This window comes from Flavobacterium sp. Flavsp81, assembly GCF_059491325.1.
The window spans coordinates 3,523,807-3,544,550 of sequence record NZ_CP168505.1 but is presented as its reverse complement, the minus strand read 5'-3'; the positions used below and the strand labels follow the sequence as shown (position 1 = coordinate 3,544,550).

The 20,744-nt window shown below is 32.9% G+C and carries 20 protein-coding genes; 12 read left to right on the top strand and 8 right to left on the bottom strand.

Annotation, left to right across the window (positions count from 1 at the left end):
• The first annotated feature begins 95 nt into the window (after positions 1-95).
• Complete coding sequence (gene upp / locus ACEN92_RS14790; RefSeq protein ID WP_495639119.1) at positions 96-749, top strand: uracil phosphoribosyltransferase; 654 nt, start codon at positions 96-98, stop codon at positions 747-749.
• Here upp and ACEN92_RS14785 read toward each other — a convergent pair.
• Positions 744-1,673, bottom strand: coding sequence for a DUF6427 family protein (locus ACEN92_RS14785; RefSeq protein WP_495639118.1), 930 nt, complete (start codon positions 1,671-1,673; stop codon positions 744-746). The genes upp and ACEN92_RS14785 overlap by 6 nt on opposite strands.
• Positions 1,674-1,810: 137 nt before the next feature.
• Here ACEN92_RS14785 and ACEN92_RS14780 point away from each other — a divergent pair, with 137 nt between their 5' ends.
• Positions 1,811-2,041 (top strand): DUF6341 family protein, encoded by a 231-nt coding sequence (locus tag ACEN92_RS14780; protein WP_495639117.1) that lies wholly within the window; start codon positions 1,811-1,813, stop codon positions 2,039-2,041.
• Here ACEN92_RS14780 and purD read toward each other — a convergent pair.
• Positions 2,033-3,307 carry a phosphoribosylamine--glycine ligase gene (purD, locus tag ACEN92_RS14775; RefSeq protein WP_495639116.1) on the bottom strand — a complete coding sequence of 425 codons (1,275 nt, stop codon included), beginning with the start codon at positions 3,305-3,307 and terminating at the stop codon, positions 2,033-2,035. The two genes, ACEN92_RS14780 and purD, sit on opposite strands and share 9 nt — an antisense overlap.
• A 129-nt stretch (positions 3,308-3,436) precedes the next feature.
• Between purD and ACEN92_RS14770 the strand changes: the two genes are divergently transcribed.
• Positions 3,437-4,747, top strand: a complete 1,311-nt coding sequence (locus ACEN92_RS14770) for a phenylacetate--CoA ligase family protein (RefSeq protein WP_495639115.1) — start codon at positions 3,437-3,439, stop codon at positions 4,745-4,747.
• 3 nt (positions 4,748-4,750) lie between these two features.
• Here the strand turns inward: ACEN92_RS14770 and ACEN92_RS14765 are convergent, their stop codons facing one another.
• The 6 genes from ACEN92_RS14765 to ACEN92_RS14740 form a co-directional block, all read right to left on the bottom strand.
• Complete coding sequence (locus ACEN92_RS14765; RefSeq protein WP_495639114.1) at positions 4,751-5,518, bottom strand: glycosyltransferase family 2 protein; 768 nt, start codon at positions 5,516-5,518, stop codon at positions 4,751-4,753.
• On the bottom strand, positions 5,518-6,870 hold the full coding sequence (locus tag ACEN92_RS14760) for an exopolysaccharide biosynthesis polyprenyl glycosylphosphotransferase (RefSeq protein WP_495639113.1): 1,353 nt from the start codon (positions 6,868-6,870) through the stop codon (positions 5,518-5,520). The genes ACEN92_RS14765 and ACEN92_RS14760 overlap by 1 nt, the downstream gene beginning before the upstream one ends.
• Positions 6,870-7,853, bottom strand: coding sequence for a UDP-glucuronic acid decarboxylase family protein (locus ACEN92_RS14755; protein ID WP_495639112.1), 984 nt, complete (start codon positions 7,851-7,853; stop codon positions 6,870-6,872). The genes ACEN92_RS14760 and ACEN92_RS14755 overlap by 1 nt, the downstream gene beginning before the upstream one ends.
• A 99-nt stretch (positions 7,854-7,952) precedes the next feature.
• A complete protein-coding gene (locus ACEN92_RS14750; RefSeq protein ID WP_495639111.1) occupies positions 7,953-9,632 on the bottom strand; it encodes a DUF6909 family protein in 1,680 nt (559 codons plus the stop codon).
• Between the two features lie 35 nt (positions 9,633-9,667).
• Positions 9,668-11,152 carry a GH3 auxin-responsive promoter family protein gene (locus ACEN92_RS14745; RefSeq protein ID WP_495639110.1) on the bottom strand — a complete coding sequence of 495 codons (1,485 nt, stop codon included), beginning with the start codon at positions 11,150-11,152 and terminating at the stop codon, positions 9,668-9,670.
• 11 nt (positions 11,153-11,163) lie between these two features.
• A complete protein-coding gene (locus tag ACEN92_RS14740; protein WP_495639109.1) occupies positions 11,164-11,664 on the bottom strand; it encodes a peptidase in 501 nt (166 codons plus the stop codon).
• A 207-nt stretch (positions 11,665-11,871) separates the two neighbouring features.
• Between ACEN92_RS14740 and ACEN92_RS14735 the strand changes: the two genes are divergently transcribed.
• The 9 genes from ACEN92_RS14735 to ACEN92_RS14695 all read left to right on the top strand — a co-directional run bounded on the left by ACEN92_RS14735 (position 11,872) and on the right by ACEN92_RS14695 (position 20,682).
• A complete protein-coding gene (locus ACEN92_RS14735; protein ID WP_495639108.1) occupies positions 11,872-12,054 on the top strand; it encodes a Sec-independent protein translocase subunit TatA/TatB in 183 nt (60 codons plus the stop codon).
• Between the two features lie 232 nt (positions 12,055-12,286).
• Positions 12,287-12,955 carry a hypothetical protein gene (locus ACEN92_RS14730; RefSeq protein WP_495639107.1) on the top strand — a complete coding sequence of 223 codons (669 nt, stop codon included), beginning with the start codon at positions 12,287-12,289 and terminating at the stop codon, positions 12,953-12,955.
• A gap of 41 nt (positions 12,956-12,996) precedes the next feature.
• Positions 12,997-13,506, top strand: coding sequence for a phage tail protein (locus tag ACEN92_RS14725; RefSeq protein WP_495639106.1), 510 nt, complete (start codon positions 12,997-12,999; stop codon positions 13,504-13,506).
• Positions 13,507-13,530: 24 nt separating this feature from the next.
• Positions 13,531-14,037 carry a phage tail protein gene (locus ACEN92_RS14720; RefSeq protein WP_495639105.1) on the top strand — a complete coding sequence of 169 codons (507 nt, stop codon included), beginning with the start codon at positions 13,531-13,533 and terminating at the stop codon, positions 14,035-14,037.
• Between the two features lie 62 nt (positions 14,038-14,099).
• Positions 14,100-14,618, top strand: a complete 519-nt coding sequence (locus ACEN92_RS14715; protein WP_495639104.1) for a phage tail protein — start codon at positions 14,100-14,102, stop codon at positions 14,616-14,618.
• Positions 14,619-14,629: 11 nt separating this feature from the next.
• Complete coding sequence (locus tag ACEN92_RS14710; RefSeq protein WP_495639103.1) at positions 14,630-15,124, top strand: GNAT family N-acetyltransferase; 495 nt, start codon at positions 14,630-14,632, stop codon at positions 15,122-15,124.
• A 14-nt stretch (positions 15,125-15,138) separates the two neighbouring features.
• Complete coding sequence (locus tag ACEN92_RS14705) at positions 15,139-15,438, top strand: DUF6916 family protein (protein WP_495639102.1); 300 nt, start codon at positions 15,139-15,141, stop codon at positions 15,436-15,438.
• A gap of 27 nt (positions 15,439-15,465) precedes the next feature.
• On the top strand, positions 15,466-19,185 hold the full coding sequence (locus ACEN92_RS14700) for an Ig-like domain-containing protein (RefSeq protein ID WP_495639101.1): 3,720 nt from the start codon (positions 15,466-15,468) through the stop codon (positions 19,183-19,185).
• Between the two features lie 102 nt (positions 19,186-19,287).
• On the top strand, positions 19,288-20,682 hold the full coding sequence (locus ACEN92_RS14695; protein WP_495639100.1) for a glycosyl hydrolase family 8: 1,395 nt from the start codon (positions 19,288-19,290) through the stop codon (positions 20,680-20,682).
• Positions 20,683-20,744 lie beyond the last annotated feature (62 nt).

The window sequence follows — 20,744 nt, the reverse complement described above, 5'->3', positions numbered from 1 at the left end:
AGATACAAAGATACTTTTTATACTTTTATAGTACGAAAAAATTACTCTGTTTTTCGTTTACAAAATTCCCACATACTAAAATTATAAATTTCATTATGAAAATTCATTACATCTCTGAAAACAATAGTATCCTAAATCATTTCTTAGGTCAGATTAGAAATATAAACATTCAGAACGATAGCATGCGCTTTCGAAGAAATATTGAACGTATTGGTGAAATAATGGCTTATGAGCTGAGTAAAAAATTAACATATAAAAATGTAGAAATTGAGACTCCGCTTGGTATTAAAAAAACAACTGAAATCAACGATAATTTAGTTTTATGTTCGATTTTACGAGCAGGACTGCCACTTCATAATGGCTTTTTGAATTATTTTGATCATGCAGAAAACAGCTTTGTTTCGGCTTGCAGACATCATCCGAATAATGATGATGAATTTGAAATTTTAGTCGAATACCAGGCACTTTCCAACTTAAACGACAAAACCGTTTTGCTTCTTGATCCTATGCTGGCAACGGGTCAATCGATAGTTGCTGTTCATGAAAAACTGGTACAGAATGCAATTCCAAAAGAAATTCATATTGTTGTCATTATTGCCGCACCGGAGGGAATTTCGCATCTTGAAAAAAACCTCCCCGAAAATTGTCATTTATGGGTAGCGTCATTAGATGAAAAATTAAATGATAAAAACTACATTATTCCGGGACTTGGCGATGCAGGTGATCTTGCTTATGGAAATAAGTTATAATTGAGAGAAAAAAGTAAATAAACTACACAAGGTAAGTATATAAAATACAATTTCGTTATTTAATTTTTGCTTAACATATTCAACATGACTGGCTGCCATCATTGCCAGAGGAGCAATACTGAGCAACAACAAATCATTACTTTTATTAGGTGAAATGATATAAACCGCAACTGCTATAAAAAAATAGGCAACTATCTTTTTATATGATGTATGTACAATCTGAGGTCTGTTTGATAATGTAGTTAAAACAGAAACAACAAAAAACAATGCTACGGCAACATATATAGAAAACGAACCGTTTTCATAATTATTTTTAAAATAGTCTATTCTTAAATCAATAATAGCTCTGTTTTGGATAAATGTTACTGCATCAAAATTAAAAATTAAGGATACCATTAAAAATAATAAAGCTACTGCCAAAAGAGCGATAAATGGTAAAATCCAATTTCTATAATCTCTGGAAACATGGAAAATTATCGATATAAAAACCAATATCAAAAAAAGAATACACCAAAATTGAAATAATGATGCTATCAAAATCCAAAATGATGCATCAAATATTTTTTCTTTGGATGCCTTTAATGATTGTAGGGAAATTAATCTTCGAACTGCTAATAAAATAAAAAAATTAGCATATAATACGTTTGGATTATTAAATATTGAAGGAAAAAACAATAGTAGTAACAAATAGAAAAATATTGCATAACCATTGTCTTTACTGAGTCCGTTTTTCTTAACAATGAAATTTATCAGAAAAAAAGACGCTAGTATAAAGCATAAAAGACTTGTTTTCTGAAAAGCCAAAAAGGAAGAATTCATCCAGGAGGAATCCTGAATTTGAAACAGAAAAAAGAAAACCAGTATTAAAATTACAACCAAAGAATAATTTAATGGTGTAGATTTTTTAAAAACACTTGTTATCATAAGGATATTTTATACTTTTGTGAATGTAAATATAATACTTGTTTAAAAAGGAAACCAACAACTTGAAAAAAGATTCTGTTACCTGAATTTGTCTTCAATGCGTTACAAAACAATAATAACATATAATTTTATAAATTATGACAGCTTTTTTTGAAGGAATACAATACTTATTCGTTAACATTTTGTTTGCTCCACTTGATTTTTTACGTCACTTAGAACCGGTTAGCTGGTTTGGTGCAAACACAATTAACTGGATTTTTATGATTATTTGTGCATGCGCAATCGTTTATTGGATTAAACAATTACGCATTTTTGATGCAGCAGGAACAGAAAACCAAGATACAACAGCTCACTCTTTTTTAAAGTAAGTCGAAGCCAATATCTTTTCTAAAATACATCTTATCAAAATTTAGTTTATCTATATTTTGGTAAGATTTTTTTATGGCTTGTTGAAAGTCATCTCCATACGAAGTTACTGTTAATACACGGCCTCCGTTGCTTAAAACATTTCCATCTTCTAATTTTGTTCCTGCGTGAAAAACGATAGAATCTGTAATGTTTTCCAACCCCGTAATTACTTTTCCTTTTTCAAAATCTTCCGGATATCCACCTGAAACCACCATAATTGTTGTAGCGCTTCTTGGGTCAACTTCTAATTCGAAAGTATCTAATTTTTGATCTGCAACAGACAAAAACAATTCGACTAAATCAGATTTTAATCTTGGTACTACAACTTCAGTTTCCGGATCACCCATTCTCACATTGTACTCAATAACAATTGGTTCGTTTTTCACATTAATCAAACCAATAAATACAAATCCTTTATATTCGATTCCGTCTTTTTGGAAACCTTCAATTGTTGGTTTTACAATACGGGTTTCGATTTTTTCCATCAATACAGCATCAACATAAGGAACTGGGGAAACTGCTCCCATTCCGCCGGTATTCAATCCTGTATCGCCTTCACCAATTCTTTTGTAATCTTTAGCGGTTGGTAAAATTTTATAGCTTTTTCCGTCTGTTAAAACAAAACAGCTTAATTCAATGCCGTCCAAAAATTCTTCGATTACGACTTTTGAGCTCGCTGCTCCAAATTTTTCATGAACCAGCATGTTTCTCAATTCTGTTTTTGCTTCTTCAAGATCCTGAATAATCAAAACTCCTTTTCCTGCAGCTAAACCATCGGCTTTTAAAACATACGGAGGTTGTAAAGTTTCTAAAAATGAACATCCTTGTTCAACTGTTTTAGCGGTAAAACTGTCATAAGCCGCAGTAGGAATGTTGTGTTTGATCAAAAATTCTTTGGCAAACTCTTTACTTCCTTCCAATTGCGCTCCCAATTTTGATGGCCCAATAACCGGAATATGCTGTAAACTTTCGTCATTTTTAAAATAATCATAAATACCTTTTACCAATGGATCTTCCGGCCCAACGACAACCATTTTTATATTTTCTTTTAACACAAATGTTTTTATTGCATCAAAATCCGTTGGAGACATTGCGACATTTTCAGCAATGGCAGCAGTTCCTGCATTTCCTGGTGCAACAAAAAGTTTTTCGCAAAGCGGACTCTGAATCATTTTCCATGCAAATGCATGCTCTCTTCCACCTGATCCCAATAATAAAATTGTCATGATATTGTATTTAGTTGTGGTGCAAAAATAATTGCTTTTGTACGTAAAAAATAATTAAATCTTAAAAAGTTGTCGATTCTTCTCTTTTAGTAATTGTATAATATTATTTTTGATGAAATTTTAAGTCTAATGATTTCACTTTTCGACATTTCCCTTCAATTAAATGGCTTTCCGATAAAGAAAGCTAAAGCTGAATTGAGTGAAATTATGAATTTAACCAAAGAAGAGTTTTTAAAATTTCTTCAAAATAAAAAAGACGAAATTGTTGATTTTCATTTACAAAACAATACTTTTTATCAAGATCTAGTCGGAAGTAAAACTGCTCCAAAATGGGAAGATTTGCCTGTCTTAAATAAACAAAACCTGCAAAAACCTTTGGAAGAAAGACTCTCAAAAGGATACACTTTAAAAACTGTTTACCTCAACAAAACTTCCGGATCCAGCGGAACTCCTTTTGTTTTTGCCAAAGATAAATACTCACATGCCTTAACCTGGGCTTCTAACATTATGCGTTTTGGCTGGTTCGGAATCGATTTTAATCATTCATATCAGGCGCGTTTTTACGGTATCCCGATGGATTTTGCCGGATACCATAAAGAGCGTTTTAAAGATTTTTTGAGTCATCGTTTCCGATTTCCGGTTTTCGATTTATCTGATGACGTTTTGGAAAGATTTTTGAGAAAATTTAAAACAAAAAAATTTGATTACCTCAACGGTTATACCAGTTCAATTGTTTTATTTGCTAAATTCTTAGAACAAAAAAATATTATTCTAAAAGAAATTTGTCCGACGCTTAAAGCTTGTTTTGTTACTTCGGAAATGCTTTTCGAATCGGATAAAAAACTCTTAGAAAAACAATTCGGGATCCCGATTATCAATGAATATGGAGCTTCAGAATTAGATTTAATTGCTTTTGAAAACCCTCAAGGTGAGTGGCAGGTAAATTCTGAAACACTTTTCGTTGAAATTTTAGATGAAAATAATCAGGTTGTGCCTTACGGAAAGGAAGGCCGAATTGTGATTACTTCTTTATTCAATAAAGCAAACCCTTTTATTAGGTATGATATTGGCGACATCGGAATTTTAGATGAAAGAAGTACACTTCAAAAACCAATTTTGAAAAAACTTATTGGAAGAACTAATGATGTTGCGATTTTACCAAGCGGAAAAAAATCCCCTGGACTAACATTTTATTATGTTACCAAAAGCATTATTGAAGACGACGGGAATGTAAAAGAATTTATCATTAAACAAACACAGTTAGATACTTTTGAAATTGAATATGTGAGTGAAAATGAATTAACTACAGTTCAGATTCAAAAAATTGAAGAGGCTATTGCCCTGTATTTAGAACCTGATTTAAACTTCAGTTTTATCAGAAAAACGGTTTTGGAAAGAACCAATCGGGGGAAATTAAAACAGTTTAAATCATATTTATAACTCTTAGAGTTTCTTGATATAATATGGTTTGATAATCAATTGTGTGAATAAAAATTGCATCATCAATAAAACAGAAAGCACAAAATTATAGCCGTGAAATTCTCTGTAAACTTTAAAATTATGTTTAATTAATTTGAATTTTGAAGACGAAATAGAATCTTTCCTAATTCTGTAAAATGCTAAAGGTTCCGGTACAGGTTTCGTTATTTTGATTTGTTTTAAAATTGTAAGCCACAATCGCCAATCTTGTCTTTTTTGAGAAGCATCCAATGTAATTTTTCCAAAGTAATCAGCATCATAAATCGCAGTCAGGTTGCCTACATAATTGCAGTAAAACAACTGGTTGTACGTCAGATTTAATGGTGCTTCTACCCTTCTGTTTAAATTATTTCCTTCTTCATCAATACAATCATAAAAACTAAAAGTAAAAGGCAGATTATTTGTTTTTAAAAACTGTATTTGTTTCTCTAACTTCTCAGGAAACCATAAATCATCAGCATCCAGGTAAGCAATATATTTTCCGGCAGCTTTTTCTAAAGCAACGTTTCTGGCAAAACCATTTCCTGAATTTTGAGCTAATTTAAATAATTTTATTCTGTTATCTTTTTGAGCAAATTCCTCAATAATAGAAACTGTTCGATCTGTTGAAGCGTCATCAATCAAAATCATTTCCCAATTTTGATAACTTTGATTTAGTACTGACTGTAAAGTTGCCCGGATATATTTTTCGGCGTTAAATGTTGGCGTTATGACAGAAACTAACTCACTCATTAATATGCTTTTTCATCACCTTTAATAATATGGTAAATCGTAGTTGAAATAATTTTCAGATCTAACAAAATTGACCAGTTTTCGATATAAAAAATATCATATTTTACCCTATTTATAATATCATAATCCGATTCGATTTCTCCACGAAAACCTTTTACTTGTGCTAAACCAGTAATTCCGGGCTTTATAAAATGACGCACCATAAATTTATCTACTTTCAGTATATATTCCTGATTATAGCTTACCATATGAGGTCTTGGTCCAACTACCGACATATCTCCCAGTAAAACATTATAAAACTGAGGCAGCTCATCAATACTGGTTTTTCGAATTATCTTTCCAATTTTAGTAACTCTTGGATCATTTTTAGAAACCTGATTCACACAAGTTTCATTGTTCACTTCCATTGATCGAAACTTATAACAATAAAATTCTTTGTTATTAAGTCCATTACGTTTTTGTTTTAATAAAATTGTCCCTTTTGATTCCAGCTTTATTAAAATTCCCAAAATTGGAAGAACCCAGGAAAGAACCCCTACGATGATTACTATTGAAAAAATAATGTCGAAAGTTCGCTTCATTATTTTATACAAATTTTCATCTAATCGAATATTCCTAAGTGCAATTACAGGAATATAATCATAATACTCTAAGATAAAATTTCTGAAAAATATTTGATTCCCATTCGGAATAAATTTGAGGGTTTTCAAATTACTATCGGCAAAATCAATAATTTCGTTCATTTGGTCTTGAGATAAACCCATAATTGAACAATACATTTCGTCAATTTTCCTGCTCAGAACAAAATCAAACATTTCATCAATTTGTGCAGTTTTTACTTCTTCAAGTTCAAAAGCATGTATCAATTCATATCCGTAATCAGGATTCTCGGTAAAAAAATATTGTAAAGGCGAAATACTTGTTTTGTTTCCAAATAATACAACTCTTCTGCGATTTCCGCCATACAGTACCCTATATTTTTGAAGAAAAAAGTAGATTGAAAATTTTACGAACAAAATACAAACAAATGAAGTCCACAAAAAAAGTAATAAGGTTTTAAAACTGGTTTGATCTGCATAAAAGAACGCTAAAGTAAAAATTACAAAGCCAAATAAACAAGCTTGCTTTAGGGCGCAATTTAAAATTGCAATAACTTTTGTATAACGATATACTTCATAAAAACCTAAATCTGAGGCAATACCAATCCAACCGACATTCAGTACAATTAAAAATAATATTTGATCAGCAGGAAAATGAGCGATATAAACCGCAAAAAAATTGATAATCAGCAAATCTATCAAATAGGAGAATGGGCGAATATACCCCGAATATCTTCCTGTTTTTGTCCGCATTATTTTATATAATTTGAAAAATCCTTATGCTCTTCTTTTGAAAGTTCTTCTTTCGAAAGTGATTTAAAATAATCGTAAGTAATTTTCATTCCATCAGCACGGTTTACTTGGGCTTCCCAACCTAATAATTCCTTTGCTTTTGTAGTATCCGGCTGGCGTTGTAACGGATCATTTATTGGTAAAGGAAGATATACTACTTTTTGATTAGTTCCTGTTAGTTTTATAATTTCTTCAGCAAAATCTTTAATTGTGATTTCATCCGGATTTCCAATATTAACGGGATAGACATAATCTGAATGCAATAATCTAAAGATTCCCTCTACCTGATCATCTACATAACAAAATGAACGGGTTTGCATACCATCTCCAAAAATGGTTAAATCTTCTCCACGAAGCGCCTGACCAATAAAAGCCGGAATTACACGGCCATCATTAAGTCTCATTCTTGGTCCGTAAGTATTAAAAATGCGTACTATTCTGGTTTCTACACCATGAAAAGTATGATACGCCATTGTTATTGATTCCTGAAAACGTTTGGCTTCATCATAAACACCACGTGGTCCAATAGTATTTACGTTTCCGTAATACTCTTCGGTTTGCGGGTGAACTAACGGATCTCCATAGACTTCGGAAGTTGAGGCAATTAAAATTCTTGCTTTTTTTACACGAGCCAAACCTAATAAATTGTGGGTTCCTAATGATCCTACTTTTAAAGTCTGAATTGGAATTTTTAAATAATCAATTGGACTTGCAGGCGAAGCAAAATGCAAAATATAATCTAAATCGCCCGGGATATGAACAAATTTTGTGATGTCGTGATGATAGAATTCAAAATGTTCTAATTTAAACAAATGCTCAATGTTTTTAAGATCTCCCGTAATCAGATTATCCATTCCAATAACGTAATAACCCTCTTTAATAAATCGGTCACACAAATGAGATCCTAAAAATCCTGCGGCTCCTGTAATAAGTATTCTTTTCATATTAATTTGTTTCCAAGAGCAAATTTACTTTTTCAATTTTATAAAATAAATTTAACATTTATCTTTTTTGTACTATTGACTAAATTTGTTATGAATTGATTATTTAAGATTTAAAATTTGTTCCAGAATTTTAATCGTAATTAAATACGTAGGCTTTACTCCTGTTGTTCCCAATCCGCCTGAAGCCAATGTGCTTCCCGTTTCCAAAGGATTATCCGAGGCATAATACGCGTATCTAACTTTGATGTCGTGGGGTACACTTTTTCTGATTTTTGAAGCAGATTGTATTGCTTTTTGATAATAAGAACCTTCCATTTCAAGACCAATTACTCCCCAGGTTGATTCATGAAAGAATTTTAATAACTCTCTGTTTTGTAAGGACGTTCCCAAAACGGTAACCATAGCCCCTTCAAAAACGGCAATGTCGTTTCCTTCAAACATAGCTCCGGTTAGTTCATTTTCGAAGAAATAATTATCAGCCGTTCCTTCATTTATATGTGCTGACGGAATCATGATATCGCCTTTTCCGCCTTCCAGAATTCCGGCCTTCCCCATTATCGAAACTGATTTTACATTTAATAAAGTCTCTTTTTTATATGGTTTCAAAAGCTCATCAATCGTTTCGTATGCCTGTTCTCCAAAAGCATAATCCATTACAATTAGAACTGGTTTTTCTTCGTCAGTTTTAGTTTTAGGAAATGCTGTTTTTGTCCAGTCAATTTTAGCCGTATCAAAAATCTGAACATCAATATTTGTTCCTGATGTATCGGGCAATGAAATCATTCCGTTTTTCAAAGCCAATTCTTCAACAAGGCTTCTGGTTTCTTTGGCCGCTGATTTGCTCAATTCTTCATAAATAAAAAAATCTGATTTGTCTTTGAACTTCGTTTTCAATAACGGTGTTGCAAAAATAGAATTCATTACACTGTGCATGTTCGCACTGATTACATGGATTGGCCTTTTTAAAAGATTATTGGCTTTTAAAACTTCCTTGATATTGGTTGCCCAAATTTCACCATGAATGTGGTGTCCCAAACGTTCTCTTAAAACGGGACTAAAAGTTATAGTTCTTTTATTATTATCGATCATTTCCTCGATCGCTAATTTTCCAAGCCAATATATAACATGCAGAAAACGATCCGGTGCATTTTCTGAACCAAACGCATCGTAAATATCCAAAACCTCTTCAAAAGTTCTCGCTAAAATATTAGAAACATGCGAAATTGCTTTTTCTTTTTCAATCAAAGACAATTTTTTAGTCTGCGTTACTACTTGTTCCAGTTTTAGCCAATCGCGCGAAACTTCGCCTCCGTCATCTAATAAAACTCTGTTTTTAATTTTATGAGATTCAATGAAAATAAAAGTCAAATGTGTCAAAATATCATAGATGTCTGAACGTCCACGAGTGATTTCAACATTCATTTGTTCTTCATCAATTCGGTAACAATTTCTCCTTCTTTTTGGAGGAACAATTGCCTGAAAATGTGATTTTGAATACCCTTCGTCTGAAGTTAAATTAATAAATCTGCATTGTTCTATCCCAATCGGAAGCCTTTCAATTACATATAAAAGCCCGTTAAGTTCTACTTTTTCTTCAGCAATATTTCCATAAATTTCAGGACGTAATGCCAATAATGACTCGCGCAGACTGTCACCTGAAACTCCCATTGGCTTATAAAAACCACGGTTGAATAAATGGCGCATTGTAATGTACATTTTTTCAATAGCAGCAGATGATTCCTGTGCTCTTGATCTTGATATATGTTTGGTTTCTTTCATGTATTTTTATTTTTGTCCTTATAAATATAAGTTCATTATTTCAAATTATCCGCAATATCTCTATCATTTGATAATCTCGGGATTTTATTTTGACCTCCTAATTTTCCCTGCGATTTCATGTATTCCTGAAATCCGTTTTTAGAAACTTTGGTTACCACTACTTTACGCAGCACATTTCCGGTAATTAAATCGTCGTAATAAATGTTTTGCTTTCGCATTGAATCATCAATAGCTTCTGCAAAAACCTCTATGCTTTCAGGTTCATTTTCAAATTCTATCAACCATTCGTGATAAGGCAATCCGCTGGACGGATTAATTTGTGGTGCTACAGTAAATTCGTTGATTACAATATTGGTCCCATCTGTTGCCTCTTTCATTGCATTTTCGACTTCATTGGCAATGACATGTTCTCCAAAAGCAGAAATATAATGTTTAATTCGGCCGGAAACAATGACACGATGTGGAAATAATGAAGTAAACTGAATAGTATCGCCAATATTATAACGCCAAAGTCCTGCGTTTGTAGAAATAATCAATACATAATTTACTCCAGTTTCAACTTCACCAATGGTTAGGCATTTTGGATTTTCTGTAAAAAATTCATCGGCTTTTATGAATTCATAAAAAATCCCTGAATTCAATAACAACAACATTCCTTTTGCTTTTTGAGAATCCTGATAGGCAAAAAATCCTTCAGAAGCAGGAAATAATTCGATGCTATCTACTTTTTTGCCAATCATATTTTCAAACTTCGCGCGATATGGCTCGTAATTCACGCCTCCATAAATAAACAAATTGAAGTTTTTAAATATTTCGCTGATTTTTTTTCCACCGCTTTTTTCCTGTAAACGCTCAAAATACATTTGTACCCAGGACGGAATTCCCGAAATTACAGACATATCCTGATTAATTGTTTCGCCTACAATTGCATTTACTTTAGTATCCCAATCTTCAATGCAATTGGTCTCACAAGATGGCATTCGGTTTTTTTGCAAATATTTCGGAACAAAATGTGCCACAATTCCGGAAAGTCTGCCAAATTTAATTCCGTATTTCTCCGTTAAAATTGGGCTTCCCTGCAAAAAAATCATTTTACCATTTACAAAATTGGCATTTCCTGTTTCGTGTATATAATGAAGAATAGCATTACGTGCTGCATTTACATGTGTCGGCATAGATTCTTTTGTAAGCGGAATATATTTTGCTCCGGAAGTTGTTCCCGATGTTTTGGCAAAATAGAGTGGTTTCCCTTTCCAGAGAATATTTTCTTCGCCTAATTTAATTTTTTCAATATATGTTTTTAAGCCTTCGTAATCACGAATCGGAACATTCTTTTGAAAACCTTCAACTGTTTTTATTTTATCAAAATGATGATCAGTACCAAATTCTGTATCTTTTGCACTTTTGATTAAACTCTTAAATATTTCATGTTGTGTTTCGACAGGTTTTTTGGCCCAAACCAATGTTTGATAATATACTTTACTGGCAAATAATTTTGCTGCTGCAGATTTAATAGACATTTCGGGTAGAATTATTTTTTGTCAATTTTATTTTTATTTCCAGTCTTTTTACCGGTTTCTTCTTCGACTTTTGTTACTTCTTCTCTTAATTTTAATTCTTCTTCCGAAGCTTTCATATCTGTTTCTGAAGAATTATCAGCTTCTGATAAAATAGAGTCTTTATTGAATTTAGCATATTCTAATTCCCCTTTCAATACTTTTTGAATTGACTTGATATAGGCTTCATTCTTTTTTAGTGCAATTGTTAATGAATCCGATTTTATAGCTAATTCCGTTGCATTCCTTTTTAACTGTGAAGACGAATATCCCGGAATAAATTCGCGTAAAGGTGTAAAAGCAATAATAAAAGTAGTGATCAGGATTAAAAATATTCCTCCTAAAGAAAAAACAACAAAAACATTCATTAAGTTGAGTTTGAACGAAAAGATTTCTTCAAAAGTGTTTTCATTCAAAATGACCAATCGGTTTTTAATGAATAATTTTTTTCTAAAATTAAATTTCTTCTTAGCCATTTTGGTTTTATATACCCGCAAATATAATAATAATCGTCTTGTTGATGCCTCTCTAAATTTAAGGAATATACATGAATTTTAATTTTATAGAATATTTAACGTCCATTTAGAACAAATTTTTTATATTAAATCATTTCATGTTCGCTAATTCTATATACCTTTGCCTAAAATTAGATACAAATTTGCTTCGGCATTAAATATACAATCATGGGAAGATTAGGTCTTACAGAAATCCTCGTAATAGTAGGTATTGTGATATTACTTTTTGGAGGTAAAAAAATTCCGGAATTAATGAAAGGTTTAGGAAGCGGGATAAAGGAATTTAAAAACGCTGCCAAAGATGATCAGACTGCCCCTGCAGTTAAAAAAGAAGAGGAAGAAATTAAATAATAATTTTTCAACGTATTTAAAAATCCCAACTATAAAATTTTATAGTTGGGATTTTTTTATGTCAAATTTAAATTACCTATCAAATTATATCTACTGTCTGTATTTTCCTTAAAAAAAAAATTAAAATAACGCAAAAAGGGAGTTATTATTGTAAACTTTATATTTTTTTTTACTACTAGTTAATGTTTTTACTATTTTTACCATAATTTTATACTTATATAAACATTTTATTATGATTGATTTAACACGTAGAAATTTTATCAAAAATGTTGGATTTGTAGGTGCTACAACACTTTTATGCGGGAGTTCTCTTCTTGCTAAAAACACCTTCCCTTCCTTTTCGGATTCAGACAATGAAGATGAAAATATTTTATCCAAATTTTCAAAATCTACTTATTCTGATGTGTTTTTATCTGATCCGGAACTTTTGGACAGCTATAAAAAAGCAAGTGTAACTTGGGAGAAAACAGGATATAAATCCTCCGGAAATTTTTGCTATAGTTCCACTGATAATAAACTGAAAATGTTTCCAATGCACCTTCATGTAACCAATACAGGAAAATTAGATGATGTGTTGCTGTGTTTTGGGAAAAACTCAAATGGAGAATGGAAAGCATTAAAATCATTATCCGGATTTGATTTGGAAGCTATAACCGTAGCTATGAAAGAATTGAAAACGAAAAATAATACTGTTGATCTAACACACTATTTGTTTCCTACATCCGAACAAATATTAAATCCATATAGCTTTGAAACAAAAAAAGGTTATGTTTTCTTAAAAACACTATTGGCTTCTAACCAGACTTCAACAAAAATTATTGTAAGCGAAGGCTCCAATATAATATTTCAAAAAGAAATAATATCCCAACATAGTCTTACTATAAATTCTGTTTTGGTTTAATAAACTAATTCTAAAAAATAAACATCTAAAATTATCTCAACATGGCAGAACCATTTTTAGCTGAAACCCGAATTATGTCTTTTAATTTTGCCCCTAAAGGATGGGCAATGTGTAATGGACAATTATTGCCTATCAATCAAAATCAGGCCTTGTTTTCCTTGTTGGGAACTACTTTTGGCGGAGATGGAAGAGTTAATTTTGCCTTACCAGATTTAAGAGCAAGAACTCCTATTCATTTTGGAAATGGTCATACAATAGGAGAAAGAGCAGGCGAACAGGCACATACCCTGACGATAAATGAATTACCTGCCCATACGCACGTTCTGACTAATACGAATCAAAATGTATCTACAAATATCCCGGCCATTGGAAGCCAACTAGGAAATACTGCTCCAAATCAAGCTTACAATGCTTCCGGTCAAAACCTCGTGGCAATGAATCCTGCTTCGGTTTCAAGCATAGGAAGCGGTCAGGCTCATTTGAATATGCAGCCCTTTTTGACTTTAAATTTTTGTATTGCATTACAAGGAATTTTTCCTTCTCAAAATTAATTTTATAACTCTAAAAAAACAACTATGGCACAACCTTACGTTGGTGAAATCAGAATGTTTGCAGGAAATTTTGCTCCTGCCGGATGGATGTTTTGCGAAGGACAGCTACTTCCTATTTCAGAGAATGAAGTATTATTCCAATTAATTGGAACTACTTATGGCGGGGACGGTCAGGAAACTTTTGCCTTACCTGATTTACGCGGCCGTATTCCAATCCATAATGGAAACGGTTTTATTTTAGCAGAATCCGGCGGTGTTGAAGAAATAACCCTAACAACAAGTCAAATACCTTCGCACAACCATGCTGTAGCTGCAACAACAGATTTGGCAGACAGTGCCAGTCCTGCAGATTCATATCTCAGTACTACTGCAACAGGTAATAAAATATATTCGGCTGCAAGCCCAACTGTACAATTAAATGCTCCGACAATTGGTCCAAGCGGGGGCAGTCAGCCACACACTAATTTCCAGCCTTATTTATGTGTTGATTTTATTATTTCATTATTTGGGCTATTTCCATCACAAACATAAATAGTTGTAATTTTCTTTAATTTTTTTAAAATAAATATAAAAATACTCTAAATACTCTCGATATGGCAGATCCATTTGTAAGTGAAATACGCATATTCTCATTTAATTTTGCACCAAAAGGCTGGGCTTTTTGCAACGGACAAATTATGCCCCTTTCTCAAAATACAGCGCTTTTTTCTTTATTGGGTACCACTTATGGCGGCGACGGAAAATCAAATTTTGCACTGCCAGATTTGCAGGGCAGAGCACCTATGCATCCCGGACAAGGTCCAGGATTATCACTTCATGATTTAGGTGAATCAGGAGGATCCGAAACAGTTACTTTGCTTGAATCAGAAATACCTGTTCATAATCATACCTTATCAGTTGCCAGTTTAAATTCTCAATCTACAAACCCTCAAAATAATAGCTTAGGCCGCGGTAATCCTGTAAAAGTTTATACATCAGGCGGTTCTCTGACAAACATGGGTAATAAGGCCATCATATCATCTGGAGGCAGTATGCCACACAATAATATGATGCCTTATTTAACAATGAATTTTTGTATTGCACTTCAGGGAGTTTTTCCTCCAAGAAGTTAATAAGTATTATATTGGAATTACATATAAAAGATATTAATCTTCGGGAGATACAGCAAAGTGATTTACCTATTTTATGTAGAATTTACGGAAGTACGCGCACTGAAGAACTGGAAAAAGGAACAGACTGGAACGAAGAACAAAAGCAGGTTTTTATCGAGCATCAATTTACTGCTCAGCATGAATACTATCAAAAAAATTATATTGGCGCTAAATTCTATATAATTGAAAAAGAAAACACTGCAATCGGAAGATTGTACATTGATTACTTTTTTGAAAAAAAAGGGTTCAGAATTATTGACATCACCTTGTTGCCTGATTGGCGAAAACAAGATATCGGAAGTTCTATTTTGAATGAAATTATTAAAAAAGCCTCCGAAATGAAAATGAAAGTCAGTATTCATGTAGAAAGTTTTAATCCAGCTATGAATTTATATAAAAGATTGGGATTCATTAAAATAAGTGAAACAAATGGTGTTTACCATTTAATGGAATGGAACCCTAAATGATTTTTAAAAAAATTATGGATATAGCTTTACTTACTTTAAACGATTTTGATACATTAATTAATGACGTATTTATAATTCGTATTTCAGATGAAGTCCAACTTGAAGCAAAATTAGTCGAAGTGACAAAACTTAATAATTATTCTCCTTTAGAAAGAAATCCTTTTTCAATAGTTTTTCGTACTGAACAAAAGAATGAATATTACGAACAAGGTATTTTTACAGTTGTACATCCTGAAAAAGGAGATTTACAATTATTTCTCTCCCCATTAGGTTTTGATGATATGGGAATGAAATATGAAGCTGTCTTTTCTTAATTATGCTAACTCATTAAAATGAAAAAAATGAAAAAAAACAAACTCTTAATTATCATAATACTACTGGGATTCCTAACATTCGGAATGAGATACAGTAGTCTTATTAAAGAAAATTTTGTTGCCCCATTAGTAAAACAGTTAACTGAATCTAAAAACAGTTCTGTAAAAAAGAAGACTAAAACTAATGAAAAATTGTTTCTGACCAGGAAAGTAAATCTTAATTCATCTGCTATTGCTGCAACTATTGGTGTTACCAATGCTGTTGTTGTAAACGGAGGAGGAAATGCTGTACCGGGTTCACAGCTTGATTTTACCGTTACCATTACAAATAGTGGTGCTGATGATGCGCTTGGAACAACTTTTCAGGATATTTTAGACAGTAATTTAACATATGTTCCTGGTTCACTTAAAGCAACTCCAATTGCAGTAAATGATTCCTATAACTGTATTGGAAATGTTGGAATTACTGTAAATGCTGCCGGAGGAATTCTAACAAATGATGTTAGTCCTGATGCAACTGCTTTAACAGCAGCTGTCTTGGCAAACCCAGCTAACGGGACAGTATCTTTGGCTTCAAATGGTTCTTTTACTTACAATTCAAATGCAGGCTATTCAGGTACTGACAGCTTTACTTATACCTTAACAAGTAGTAACGGAAAAACAGATACCGCAACAGTAAGTATCATTGTATCTGCACCAATATATTTTGTAAATAGTTCAGCAGCCGTAAATGGAAATGGTACTTTATCAAGTCCTTTCAAAACAGTTGATAATGCTGCCAGTGCTACAACAGGATCCATTTTTATTTATACAGGTAGCGGTAGTAGCGGTAACACCTTAACCTTATCAAATAATCAAAAGCTGATTGGTCAGGGTGCTACAGCCAGTTTAACATCAATATTAGGAATTACAGTACCTTCCTATAGCAATGTCTTACCATCAACAGGTGGTACAAACCCGACTTTTTCAATTTTAAATCTTAAATTAAATAATGATGTTGAAGGGATAACACTTACCGGAACTAATGCAACTATGGCGGGTGCAAGTGTTGGCACTTTAAAAGTAAGAGATGTAACTGTTTCCGGAGGAACTGCTATTGCCGTAAATATTGGGACCGGAGGTGTATTAGATTGTATTTTTAAAAGTATTTCAGCAAATGGGGGTTCTAAAGGAATATCTGTAGCTAATTCTACCGGAAGTTTTCAGGTTGTAGGAACAGGAACAACTGCCGGATCAGGAGGTACCATTCAAAACATAGCAAACAGAGGTGCTGAATTTATTTCCTGTACAAATGTTACACTTAAAAACATGGCCTTTACAAATGCTAATACTTCAACAGGCGTTTGTTCTACACCAGCTGTCGATAATTCTTCTTGTAATGGTGCTATTCATTTAAAAACGGTTACAGGAGTTACGTTAGATAATATTTCGATTACAGGTACAAACAATGCAACGGGTATTAACATCAATAATGTAACTAATTTTATACTTACAAACAGTACTTTGACTGGTTGTGGAAGTAATACTGCAAATTCTGAAGTTGGCGGTATATATGCATTAAATCTTGGCGGAACATGTTCTATAACCAATACTATGGTTAATGACTCATGGGGACGAGGATTTAGTGCCTATAATGGTATCTTGTCTTCAAATCCTACACTTATTTTGACAGTAACCGGATCTCAGTTTAAAAATTCATTTAACAAAGCTAACGGTGGCAGTAATTTTAATTTTGAAGGTTATGGATCTTCAAATAATACTTTAACGTTAAAAGGAAATGATTTTTCTAATCCTAAAGAATATGGCTTAACATTAAATTTTGGTAATACCTCAACAAACAATATTCAGGTGGGAGGAAATCTGATAGCTGATAAAAACATTATAAATGCTGCAGCCTCGAGTCCCGGCAGCAATGGTTTGTCATTGCAGGCTGTTGGGGCTGCAACCGTAAACTATAATGTAATAAACAACACTTTAAAATCTAGTTTTAATGGTGCTTTTACCTGTAACATTGGTAATCAGGGTACTGGAACAATGAAAGGAAGAATCAATAACAACACTATTGATGGGGGCGGAATTGGGTCTTCGTGCAATGGTATTTCTGTTGCAGCTTATGGCGACAGTAAACACACTACTGAAATATTAAATAATACTATTACAAATATTAGTAATTACGGCATTGTTTCTGAAGCAAACGATAATGGTTTACTAGGTACTGCCCGTATGGACGCCACAATAAAAAACAATAATATTAGCTTGGTAACAAATGCCTATACACATGTTGGCGTAATTGCAGTTGGGAATGTTTCGACAAGTCCGTTAATAAGTGCAGCCAATATAGGGAGCAATACAACCAACAGCCCTGTTACCGGTTTGGCAGCAGGTACCTTCGATGTTCTTTCTTTAGGAACAAACAGTCAGGTTATTTTGCAAGGTACAACTGCATATACAAATGGAACAGGTGACAGAACTGCAGCACTTACTACTTTTTGGAATGCTAATAATCCAGGACCAAGAACTGCTGTAGATGAAGTAGGCGGAGGAACAATTGTTTCAGGAACTGCTTTAGTACCAGACAATCCATCAGCTTCAAAATTTGCTACTACTGCTAAAATAGAAGAAGAATCAGCTCCAATAACTGAAACTCAAAATATTACTGAAAACAATCCTTCAACTACAAAAAATACTGCAAAAGCAACATCCGGAGAAACAATTTCTGTAGGCCCATTTACATTGTCTGCAGGAAAAAGTACTATAATCACTTTCAGTGCAACTGTAAATGCAGCTAATACGTTACCGGCAAGTACATGTCAGGTGACCAATCAGGCAACTGTAAGCGGATCTAATTTTATAACTGTAAATTCTAATGTAACAACAACTTCTATTAAACCTGTTAATGCAATATTTACAAATACTACAGAAAATATTCCTTGCTTAGGAACTGCAACAGTAAATTTAAATGCTACATGTCCATTAGGAACAATTGTTACCTGGTATACTTCATTAATAGGAGGTCCAAGTTTTGCAACAGGAACATCAGTTACCGCAACACCAACCACAAATAATACAACTTATTGTGTGGCTTGTGAAGCAGCCTATTGTGCAAGTGACCGATTGTTAGTAAAAACAGTTACAGGAACTCCATCTACATCTTCTTCTCAAACTGTATCAGCTTGTGATAGCTATACCTGGTCTGAAAATGGTACAACATATACAACATCAGGAACTTATACTAATGTTGTTGGCTGTGATACCAAAACTTTGAATTTGACAATCAGTAATTCATCAGCTATTAATGCTACAGTAGCAGTAAACTCAGGTTTATTAACAGCCAATCAATCAGGAGCAACATACCAATGGTATCAGTGTCCGAATACATTATTGACCAATGAAACAAACCAATCTTATACAGCTTTAGCAAATGGTGATTATAAAGTCCAGATAACAATGGGTGATTGCACTGTAACTTCTAATTGTGTTACAATAAGTAATCTTGCAGTCGATGAATTTAAACAAAATGAATTTAAAATTTATCCGAATCCTAATAAAGGAATCGTAAATATTATTACTCCATATAAAGGAAATTACATTATAGTAGACATATCTGGAAAGACTCTGAAATCATTTAATCTGGATGAAAATGTAGTTACTACTTTAAATTTTGAAAGCCTGTCAGACGGAACGTATTTTATTAAAAACAACAGCAACAATAAAGTAAAAACTCAAAAATTAATAATAAAAAAATAAGCTAACTTATAGCGTTTTTTAAGCCCAAAATTATAATTATAATTTTGGGCTTTTTATTTATATAAAAAATCTTACTTTTACATTCCCTAAATCTATATAAATATGAAAAACCTATTTTTGGTTGCGGCTTTTGTTCTTTGTTTTAAAAGTTATTCGCAAACCCAGCCCTTTCCTGCTAATAAAACCTATGCAAATGGTTTAATGGCAGCTTCAAAAAACAGTCAGGATGTTATTAATAGCTATGCAACCTGGAAAACCAATTTTGTAGAAGCCTGTAACAATGGACGTTACCGTGTAAAATTTGATGATCGTTCACAAACCGTTTCTGAAGGAATTGGTTACGGAATGCTATTATCTGTCTATATGGCTGATAAAACTCTCTTTGACGGACTGTGGCTATATTACAAAGACAATGTAAATGGCAATGGTGTAATGAATTGGAAAATTAACGGCTGCTCCGGAACTAATGGTCAAAACGGAGCTACCGATGCCGAATTAGACGCTGCTTTTGCACTTATTGTAGCCGATTATCAATGGGCAAGTGCCGGTACAATTAATTATAAAAACGATGCCAAAACATTAATTGCTGCCATAAAATCTCATGAAGTTGAAGCCAATACTTTTGTGCTAAAACCAGGGGATGCCTTTGGCGGAAGCTCGCTTACTAATCCATCTTATTTTTCACCTGGTTATTACCGTGCTTTTGGTACTTTTACCAACGATACTTCCTTTTGGAATTCAGTTGCGTCAAAAGCCTACACTGTTATCAACAGTAATTTAACGCAAAACAATGCTGTAGGCGGATTAGTTTCTGATTGGTGTGAGGCTTCCGGAAATTATTCGTCACAGGCAAGTGGTTATGCTAATCAGGGTAGAGGTTATACTTATGATGCCGCCAGAACACCATGGCGAATTGCAGTTGATTTTTTATGGTACGGTACTACAGATGCTAAAACGTATTCTAAAAAATCATCCGATTTTGTGCGTCTAACTTTAGGTGGTACTAGTAATATAAAAGATGGTTATAATCAAAACGGTACTGCGAGCGGACAATGGCACAACGGTACTTTTGTTGGAGCATTTGCCTGTGCTGCTATGGGAGGCGATGATCAGGCACATTTGGATGCTTCTTATACCGATTTAAAAAATTTAAATGAACCTGACAGTTATTTTAATCATACCTTAAAAACACTGTATTTATTGGCTTTAACAGGTAATTTTTACTTACCACAAAATGCTACTTTATCAAACGATGATTTCGAATTAGAAAAATCAGCTATTACTTTATATCCAAATCCAAGTAATGATAAATTTACCGTTTCCGCACCGGAAAAATCTGTGATTTCTGTAATTTCTCCACAAGGAAAAGTTATTTCAGAACAAAAAACAACTGCTGAAACTACAGAGATAAATTTAGCAAATCATTCTTCAGGTTTATATTTGATAAAAATTACAAGTAATAATAAAAGTATCACGAAAAAGGTAATTTTAAAGTAATCTTAAAAAAGAAAATCCCAAACTACGATTGTAATTTGGGATTTTTTTATTTTATAATAATT